The following is a 7,431-nucleotide window of genomic DNA, read 5'->3' as shown; positions in this document are numbered from 1 at the left end:
TTCGTTCGCTTAACCCGTTAGGCCACACTCTCAGCGCCTTGTTTGAGAAATTTTTAGCCAATAACAGGCCTGTTTAATTAGTGTTAACAGGCCCTAAGCGTATCAGTTTTTTCCGGGCGGCCATTGGGCAAAACCGTCAATCCCTTCCCAGTTAAGCCAGGGCTTGTCGTGTTCCTGCCAGATATGCGCCTGTGGCCGCGCACCCGGGTCTTCATCAAGGGTGGCAACACGCACAATCACCAGCGGCATCGCCGGACGTTCGGCCATTAAATGGCTGCCGCAGCGTGAGCAGAACCAGCGGTTTTTACCCGGTGATGATTCATAGCAGCTGAGCTTGTCTTCACCGCTCAGCCAGCGGAAGTGTTCACGTTTAACACCGGCGGTGGGTACAAAGGCTGCGCCCTGAGCCTTACGGCAGGTATCACAATGGCAATGCATAATGGGCATGGCCAGTTCGTCCATTTCGTAGCTGACCGTGCCACACAGGCAACTTCCTTTCATAACGCGGTTCCTTCTGTTTTTTTCAGACCTGGGATTTATTTCTTCAGACGCGAATAGACCAGTAAGTAGCCTACCGAACACAGCAGCGAGGCAGCCGTTCCCCAGTGCAGGCCAAGCAGCGGATACAGGTAACTGACTGCCAGTGCATAAACCACTAATGCACCGATGCCATCGGGGTAATGTTTGATGGTGGCGTTAAGCACGCCGGCACCATAGCTGATATGCAGAATCAGCATCAGCGGGAAAAAGCTCACCGGAAAAGCCGCCAGCAGGCCAGCACGGGTCGGGCCAAGCAGATCGGCGAGGCCGGTAATCAGCAGTATCGATGCGGTGGCAATACTGGCGCGGAACAGCAGAGTCGCGGCCTTTCCGGATAATAATTCGGCCAGCCTATTGGCCGGCGGCTGGCTGCGGTCAATCTGTTGCTCCGTAATATCTTTAAACAGCGTGCGGAATAAAAAGATGGCAGCCACCACCACCGCCAGACTCAGCCAGCGGTTGGCTGGTAATTGCTGCAGTATCACGCTGGCAGAAAAAAAACAGGCAAAGCCACTGAGTACCGCCAGCGGCAACCATTGCATGCCAGGTTTACGCTTAGCTACCTGCCAGTAACCAAAGGCCAGACAAACAGCAGAAGTCAGGCCCGACAGGGTAAATATGGCACTGTCAGCGGCAAACTGCGGTCCCTGCTGCCAGCCGAAAAAATACAGCGCAATGGCCGTGCCCAGAGGAAATCCGGCCAGTAATCCGGCGTGGCGCGGGCTCATACGTTCGGCCACTTTGGCCAACAGCACAACGGTTAAGAAGGTAACCAGAATTTTGGCGAGTAACAGCACAATAACCTCACGATGCCAGAGCTGGCGGTGAAACAACGCGGACACCGGTACCCGGTGTTTAAAATGCAGTTTAACAACAATGCCGGACAGGGCGAATGAGTAGTTTTACCGCCGTATATTCTGTGGCAGAGTCATGGCACAGGGATAAACAATAATTCATCAGGGAAATATCGTGAAAGATTATATCTATCTCGCCATTATTGCCGCCCTTGGTTCTGCGCTGGTTTATCAGGTGTTTAACCCACCGGAATGTCCTTTGCAGCAGGAGCTCAGCGCGATACAGGATGAGCTGCGTAACTGCCGCAGTGAGCAGGATGGTCTGAAGACGGCCAATGCCTTACTGAATAACCAGCGTACTCAGGCTGAAGCACAGCGCGATGCGGCAAAGCTGCAGGCCGATCAGGCTGAGGGCAAAGTCGAAGGTCTGAATAACACCATCACCCAGCGTACCCATGAGCTGAACGAACAGATCGAAGCCTTTAACCGCTTAAAGACAGGGCGTGATCAGCTGCTGGTGATTAATCAACGTATTAATGACCGTCTGAGTTTACTCAAAGCGCTTAAGCAGCAGGGGTCAGAACGCAGTCAGCAGCAGCTGGATGAATTACTGGCCGAAGATATTGATGGTTTTCTGGTATGGGAGGGCAGCCAATGAAACTGGGCCAGAGTCTGTTTATTGCGGCGCTGCCGTTTTTCCTGCCGGGGTGCGTGATGCTGACCAGTACGCACAATCAGTTAATGGCGGCAGAAGAGTACCGGGTGAATGACCTGAAACATCAGTTGCAGCAGGTCAGCACTGAACGTGATCAGTTAAAGCTGGATCAGCAGAGCAGTGCCAGCCAGCTGCAGGAATGCAGCTCGGCCTTGAGTGTATGCAACCGGGAGCGTGCCGCGTTGCAGACCCAGCTGGCAGAATGCAATGCCCGGCCGACTGCTCCAGTGACCGTAGAAGATTGCAATATCACCAATGTTCGCTTTGAAGTGCTGGAAGAAAACAAACCACCGCAATGGCTGCGCGACTTCCACGTGCCGGATATCCGTGTTCAGCCACAGAAAGACGGCATCAATGCGCAGGGTGAAACACTGTATTATCTGTCGGCTGCTCAGCTGCAGGAACTGAACAACGGCATTAAATTATTAATCCGTGCCAGTCGCGGCTGGCCGATCTGGTATCGCGAAGTACTGGAGCGGCCACAGCGGCAAATGCCCGCAGCGGAATAAATCGTTAATGGGCTGATATCAGTAAGCTCTGAGCTATTAAAGCCGCCTGCCGTGCGGCTTTTTTATTCCCCTGCACCTGAGCGCAGACAATCGCCCCTTCTTTTAACAGACCCAAATCATCCGCCAGCTTTTTTGCTTTTCTGCTATCCAGCCATTGCCCCAGGTGTTTGCTCAGCATGCCGCTGAGGCGGGTTTTATGCTGCGCACAGTGCTGATGAACCGGATGGGCGGGGTCGGTAAATTCGGCGGCGCTGTGCATAAAAAAACAACCGCGGAATTCCTGTAACTCGGCCACACGGTTATGAAACCAGTCATCCAGAGCGGCAAACCAGTGCTGCACCGTATCTTCTGTGCTGCTGGCGCTGCGGATACGTTGTTCAAGCCAGTTAAAAAATACCTCATCGCGATAGGCCAGCACTGCCAGTACCAGTTCATCTTTACTGGCGAAGTGGTGGTACAGGGTTTTTTTCGCAATACCGGCTTCCTGCAGAATCTGATTAATGCCAACGCCATGAATGCTGTCACGGTAAAACAAAGCAAAGGCCGTCTGTATCAGCTGTTGCTGCTTGGCGGGTAGAGCATTGACTGCTGATGGTGTCGGTGATGAATCGGTCATGGTAAGGCTCCGCTGATATGCCGATATTGACAAAGGTATACCGATTTGTCTACCTTGTGCTTAAGGTAGACCGATCGGTCTATTTTGTTTGAATTTAACGCTACAGCCGTTATCACAGGAGACACTATGCTTCATCTTTTACGCCACCCATCCATAACCTCGCTCAGGGCAGCTTTACTGGCCGGCGCCGGGGCAATGTTCTGTATCAGCAGCCTGGCATTACTGCAGCACTGGCAGCACAGCCTGCTGATCATGGCGCCTTTTGGTGCCACCATGGTGATTCTGTTTGCCTTGCCCGACAGCCCGCTGGCACAGCCGCGCAATATTATCGGTGGCCATCTGCTGACCACTCTGATCGGCTTGCTGATGCTGCATTATGCAGAGGTCAGCCCGCTGACACTGGGGCTGGCGACCGGGCTTGGAGTCAGCCTGATGGTGCTGACCAATACTCTGCATCCGCCGGCCGGAGCGAATCCATTGCTGGTTATGCTGACGGTTCCTGAATGGGGTTTTTTACTGACTCCGGTGCTTAGCGGAGCCGTGCTGATTGTACTGTTCGGAGTGATCTACCACCGTATGATCAACCGTCGTGCGTATCCGTTGCGCTGGTTTTAAGGCACCGCTGAATAATTCTGCACAGCTTCGCGTGAGTGCTGCAGAGTGCTTTTGACAAGGCGTCGATTGCAGTGAATGGCGAGTCCTTTATAAAATCGACAACACCGTCAAAACGCTCTGCAGTCCACGCCCTTCGGGGCTTGCTGAAAAAATCCAGCTCGGTGTTGTCACGTTTTGACGTAACCCATGATGCCTTCAATATAGTGCCTTCAACGTGGCGCCTTGATCTGAACTTTTTCAGTAAGCCGAAGCGGGCACTGAATTATTCAGAGGTGCCTTACCTGATAGCGGTCGGGGCATTGCGGCCGCTATAATCCGCCGATGACTGATTTCAATACTTCCCCCGAAACGACCGTGCCGGCGAAAACACTGCTGGTGATTGGCTATGTCTGGCCCGAACCCAATTCCTCGGCAGCGGGCAGCCGTATGCTGCAGCTGATTCAGGCGCTGCAGCAGGGTGGCTATACCGTGCACTATGGTTCACCGGCCGAGTTCAGTGAACATGCCACGGATTTGCCTGCACTGAATATTCAGCCACATAAGCTGGCGCTGAACTGTTCGTCGTTCGATGACTTTATTCAACGGCTTAAACCCGATGCGGTGATGTTTGACCGTTTTATGATGGAAGAGCAATTCGGCTGGCGGGTAGAAAAATATTGTCCACAGGCATTGCGTATTCTTGATACCGAAGACCTGCACTGTCTGCGTCATGCGCGTGCGGCGATGATTAAAGCCGACCCGCAACAGCCGGTGATTCAGCCTCCGGCAGAATTTATGCACAGCGAGCTGGCCGTGCGCGAAATCGCTGCCATCCTGCGTTGTGATCTGAGCCTGATGATTTCTGAATTTGAAATGGACTGGCTGCAGTCACAATTTAATGTGCCGGCCACTCAGTTGTTGTATCTGCCCTTTATGCAGGCTGAAAAAAACACCGCACAGACGGTGCCGGATTTTTCCCGGCGTCAGCACTTTATCAGTATCGGTAACTTCCGCCATGAACCTAACTGGGATGCCGTGCGCTATTTAAAAGAATCGTTATGGCCGGCGATCCGCCAGCAACTCCCTCAGGCTGAGCTGCATATTTATGGCGCTTATCCGCCGCCTAAAGCCACCCAGCTGCATAACGCCCGTCAGGGTTTTCTGGTTAAAGGCTGGGCTGATGATGCGCAACAGGTAGTGCGTTCGGCGCGGGTGATGCTGGCACCATTACGCTTTGGTGCCGGATTAAAAGGCAAATTAATTGATGCCGCCGAATGCGGTACACCAGCGGTGACGACCGCCATTGGTGCTGAAGGTATGTATTCTCCGGGCTCTGAAGCGGCGCTGGTTGCCAATAGCGCTGAGGACTTTATTCAGCAGGCGGTGGCGTTGTATCAGGATGAAGCGCAGTGGCGGATTTTACAGGCTAACGGACTTAATCTGATTCGTTCACGTTTTTCTTTTGCTGAACATGCGCCGCGTTTGCAGCAGCGTCTGGCCGCTATCGGTAAGAATATTCAGGCCCACCGTCAGCAGCATTTTTACAGCATGATGCTGCGCCATCACAGCTTAAAAAGCACGCAGTATATGGCCCAGTGGATCGAAGCGAAAAACCGCATTCAGTAAAGTCAGTTGCAGATATAAAAAAACCGGCCGGGCATAATGCCGGGCCGGTGATCACAAGACCTTGTTAATAAGTGTGATCAGGCTGCAGATAATCTTCTTAGTACAAATACTCAGGGCGCAACGCTTACCGATTTAATGCAGTAATTGGCCGCATCCAGTGGCGGTAAAATATTGTTGGCCAGTACATCACGGAAATACTCAATTAAAGGTACAGCGTAGGCCACATCGGATTCTTCGAAAGCCGCCGGATTGGCCGCGCGCACATTGGCAAAGGTGTTATAGCCATCTTTACCCAGTGCGGTAAACGAGTTGGTAGCAACGGTGTAAGTTGCAGCCATATCAATATTGCTCCACACGCCTGTGGCACGGTTGCGCACTTCGACATTGTGAATACCGGTTCCGGCCGCAGCCCCCAGGGTTACGTCATAGCGCAGGTTGGATGAGTACGGGAAAGCACCGGTTGAACCGGAAACACCCTGTGCATAATCCAGACCTTCGTTCAGCACTTTCACAATATCGGCACCGCTCATATCAATGGTAACCACGGTATTGGAAAACGGCAGAATGGTGTAAGCATCGGCTACGGTGAAATTACCACTGGCCATTTCTGCACGTACACCGCCGGCATTCTGAATCGCAACATCAGCTTTCGGCAGATACTGCATAAACGCATCCGCTACAACCTGTGCCGCGTAACTGCCCGATGGCGTGTCACCATTATTAAATGGCTGTGGAATGCGGGTAAACGGCATTGTGTTGGTAACAGTGCCCAGTGACGCATTTTTAAAGGTTTCGAGTTCGGTTTTATAAGGCGCGAGAATATCTTCGATACGGCTGTCGGCAGCCATTTCGCGGATGGTTTTCAGATTCTGAATCGCGGCTTTAATCTGTGTTTGCTGTTCTGCGCTGGCATCCACCCAGGCATTGCTGTCATTTTTTACCTGATAAGGTGCGCCAACCAGCAATTCTAAATTACCGTTGATGGCGGTAATTTCGCCCTGTTTATCAAAGGAAACATTCATACGGCCAAGGCCCTTGGCATATTCCCAGGCCTGGGCAATATAAACCGGTTTACCGGCCGGGTTCATAATGACCGTCGGATATGCACCGTGAACATCAATCCCCATACTGCTCAGTTCGCCGCTGGAATCGAGAACATCATGGGTATCGCCACCGATAATAATATCCACATCGGTTACGCTGGCGGCGAGAATCTGGTCAAAGTCGTAACCCAGATGGCTCAGCACGATAATTTTATTCACGCCTTTCTGCTGCAGGCTGCTGACGTGCTCTTTTACCGAGGCAATTTCTTCATCAAACTCAACGGCGTCGGTAACCAGTGATGATTCACGGGTTTTCTCAACTTTTAATACACCGAGAATAGCAACCAGTTCGCCATCCACTTCTTTAATAACGTACGGCTGAATATCTGAACCGTATAACGGGCTGCTGCTGGTCGGGTGAATATTACCGCTGATCACCGGGAATTCGGCCATCTCAATCAGCTCGGCCAGACGGTTTTCGCCTTCATCAAATTCGTGGTTGCCCAGTTCGTAGGCATCCAGGCCAATAGCATTGAATACTTTAAAATCCACTTCGCCTTTAAACAGGCTGAAATACAGGGTGCCGTTTAATTCACCACTGTTCAGTACCAGAGTATTGTCATCGCGGTATGCGCTGATAGCACTGGCGATACGGGCAAAGCCACCCAGGTTAAGCCGTACATTTTCCGGCGCGCTGGTGGTGGTGTTGTAGTCCAGCTTCAGGTCGTAGGTCTGGCCTTCAAAGTAAGAATGATGATCGTTGGTGTGCAGGATCGTCAGGTCGATGGCTTTGGCTGAGTCTTTATTGTCGTCATCCTGACAACCGCTCAACAAGGTCACCAGACCCAGACTGCTGAGGGCAATAATACGGCTTAAAGGTTTCATGGCGGATCTCACAGGGTTACTGTTGGTTAATGTGTGCACAGATAAGGTGAGCCTAAGAGATAAGCATGACGTTTGGGTGTCAGTTTTATGATCTTGCTATGTATTTTGT

The 7,431-nt window shown here is 52.0% G+C and carries 8 protein-coding genes; 4 read left to right on the top strand and 4 right to left on the bottom strand.

The genetic code is table 11. The features are described from left to right. Nucleotides 1–102 precede the first annotated feature (102 nt). Together LGT44_RS11060 and LGT44_RS11055 are read right to left on the bottom strand one after the other, a co-directional pair. Complete coding sequence (locus LGT44_RS11060) at nucleotides 103–501, bottom strand: GFA family protein (protein WP_225692256.1); 399 nt, start codon at nucleotides 499–501, stop codon at nucleotides 103–105. A gap of 35 nt (nucleotides 502–536) precedes the next feature. Further along, nucleotides 537–1,373 carry a hypothetical protein gene (locus LGT44_RS11055; RefSeq protein WP_230332766.1) on the bottom strand — a complete coding sequence of 279 codons (837 nt, stop codon included), beginning with the start codon at nucleotides 1,371–1,373 and terminating at the stop codon, nucleotides 537–539. Nucleotides 1,374–1,509: 136 nt separating this feature from the next. On the opposite strand from LGT44_RS11055, the gene LGT44_RS11050 reads away from it, so the two are divergent. Together LGT44_RS11050 and LGT44_RS11045 are read left to right on the top strand one after the other, a co-directional pair. Continuing rightward, the gene (locus tag LGT44_RS11050) at nucleotides 1,510–1,992 is read left to right on the top strand and encodes a hypothetical protein (protein WP_145469652.1); all 483 of its coding nucleotides are present in this window, start codon (nucleotides 1,510–1,512) and stop codon (nucleotides 1,990–1,992) included. Next, nucleotides 1,989–2,558 (top strand): hypothetical protein, encoded by a 570-nt coding sequence (locus tag LGT44_RS11045; protein ID WP_230332767.1) that lies wholly within the window; start codon nucleotides 1,989–1,991, stop codon nucleotides 2,556–2,558. The genes LGT44_RS11050 and LGT44_RS11045 overlap by 4 nt, the downstream gene beginning before the upstream one ends. Before the next feature lie 4 nt (nucleotides 2,559–2,562). Here LGT44_RS11045 and LGT44_RS11040 read toward each other — a convergent pair whose 3' ends face one another. Next, nucleotides 2,563–3,174, bottom strand: coding sequence for a TetR/AcrR family transcriptional regulator (locus LGT44_RS11040; RefSeq protein WP_230332768.1), 612 nt, complete (start codon nucleotides 3,172–3,174; stop codon nucleotides 2,563–2,565). A 126-nt stretch (nucleotides 3,175–3,300) separates the two neighbouring features. Between LGT44_RS11040 and LGT44_RS11035 the strand changes: the two genes are divergently transcribed. Beyond that, nucleotides 3,301–3,789 (top strand): HPP family protein, encoded by a 489-nt coding sequence (locus tag LGT44_RS11035; RefSeq protein ID WP_230332769.1) that lies wholly within the window; start codon nucleotides 3,301–3,303, stop codon nucleotides 3,787–3,789. A 354-nt stretch (nucleotides 3,790–4,143) separates the two neighbouring features. Then, nucleotides 4,144–5,394: a glycosyltransferase gene (locus LGT44_RS11030; protein ID WP_230332334.1), complete on the top strand. Its 1,251-nt coding sequence runs from the start codon at nucleotides 4,144–4,146 to the stop codon at nucleotides 5,392–5,394. A 110-nt stretch (nucleotides 5,395–5,504) separates the two neighbouring features. Here LGT44_RS11030 and LGT44_RS11025 read toward each other — a convergent pair whose 3' ends face one another. Next, nucleotides 5,505–7,322 carry a 5'-nucleotidase C-terminal domain-containing protein gene (locus LGT44_RS11025; RefSeq protein ID WP_225692262.1) on the bottom strand — a complete coding sequence of 606 codons (1,818 nt, stop codon included), beginning with the start codon at nucleotides 7,320–7,322 and terminating at the stop codon, nucleotides 5,505–5,507. Nucleotides 7,323–7,431 lie beyond the last annotated feature (109 nt).

It is taken from the genome of Thalassolituus alkanivorans, assembly GCF_020447205.1.
Lineage (GTDB): Bacteria > Pseudomonadota > Gammaproteobacteria > Pseudomonadales > Oceanobacteraceae > Venatoribacter > Venatoribacter alkanivorans.
The sequence above is the reverse complement of the archived record's forward strand: the minus strand, read 5'-3'. Positions and strand labels throughout refer to the sequence as shown.

Bases quoted from the DNA above. Each gene is read 5' to 3' on its own strand.
- LGT44_RS11035 (WP_230332769.1), top strand. From the start codon at position 3,301: ATGCTTCATCTTTTACGCCACCCATCCATAACCTCGCTCAGGGCAGCT.
- LGT44_RS11025 (WP_225692262.1), bottom strand. From the start codon at position 7,322: ATGAAACCTTTAAGCCGTATTATTGCCCTCAGCAGTCTGGGTCTGGTG.
- LGT44_RS11040 (WP_230332768.1), bottom strand. From the start codon at position 3,174: ATGACCGATTCATCACCGACACCATCAGCAGTCAATGCTCTACCCGCC.
- LGT44_RS11060 (WP_225692256.1), bottom strand. From the start codon at position 501: ATGAAAGGAAGTTGCCTGTGTGGCACGGTCAGCTACGAAATGGACGAA.
- LGT44_RS11045 (WP_230332767.1), top strand. From the start codon at position 1,989: ATGAAACTGGGCCAGAGTCTGTTTATTGCGGCGCTGCCGTTTTTCCTG.